At 65.5% G+C, this 528-nt stretch carries 1 pseudogene; it reads right to left on the bottom strand.

Features of this window, described 5'->3' with window-relative positions:
* Positions 1–528, bottom strand: a pseudogene (locus tag AACY52_RS29990) (cobyric acid synthase CobQ); the annotation flags it as partial.

The following is a 528-nucleotide window of genomic DNA, read 5'->3' as shown; positions in this document are numbered from 1 at the left end:
CGCACAGGCCCAGCACATGGCCACCGCGCCGGTAGTGCGCCAGAATATCGATGTCCCATCCTTCGGCGCGTAGGAACGCAAGGTCGGCGATGGTCGCCTTCGACCCGGCCAACACCACCATAGCGGCTTCCGCCGGGATTGGCTGTCCGGGCGCGATCATCCGCACCTCCACATCCGGCTCCAGTTTCAGCGGATCGAGATCGTCGAAATTGGCGATACGCGGCGTGATCGGGCAAGCGATGACGATTCGCTGTTGTTCGCTGACGACCGGGCGTTCGAGAATGACCGCATCCTCGCTCGGCAAGCGCGCTGCCGGGGCGAGCCACGGCACCACGCCGAAGCCGCGCCAGCCCGCCAGTTGCTCGATCTGGCGATAGCCGTCCTCGAACAGGGCCGGATCGCCGCGAAACTTGTTGATCAGAAATCCCCGGATCATCGCCGCGTCGTCGGGGTCGATCACCGCGCGCGTGCCAACGATCGCCGCAATCACGCCACCGCGATCGATGTCACCGACCAAGACCACCGGCA

The organism is Pseudomonas sp. EA_65y_Pfl1_P113 (assembly GCF_963970525.1).
Taxonomy (GTDB): Bacteria; Pseudomonadota; Gammaproteobacteria; order Pseudomonadales; family Pseudomonadaceae; genus Aquipseudomonas; species Aquipseudomonas tritici.
This window is presented reverse-complemented; position numbering and strand designations above follow the sequence as displayed.